Here is a 249-nt window from a genome sequence, read left to right as displayed (position 1 = left end):
GGCAGCTAGTAATAACGTACTCCCTAACAGACCAGCTAACGGCAGCTGATAGCGTTGTCGGGATCCCACGATTCGTCGTGCCAGGTTGGGGGTAATCAGGCCAATGAAACTGATACCGCCACTAATGGCGACACTGACGCCGGCTAACATGGCGGCCACGCTAATCAATCCCAATTGTTGGCGTTTCAAGTTGATTCCCAATGTTTGGGCAGTGGTCGTACCGAGTGTAAAGGCGTCGAGAACGGGTAA

Annotated in this window: 1 protein-coding gene; it reads right to left on the bottom strand. The window is 53.0% G+C overall.

The features are described from left to right. A partial coding sequence (locus IEQ44_RS18740) for an iron chelate uptake ABC transporter family permease subunit (protein WP_193639464.1) occupies positions 1–249 on the bottom strand: 249 nt, incomplete at both ends.

The organism is Nocardioides malaquae, from assembly GCF_015070385.1.
In the GTDB taxonomy this organism is placed as follows: domain Bacteria; phylum Actinomycetota; class Actinomycetes; order Propionibacteriales; family Nocardioidaceae; genus Nocardioides; species Nocardioides malaquae.
The sequence above is the reverse complement of the archived record's forward strand: the minus strand, read 5'-3'. Positions and strand labels throughout refer to the sequence as shown.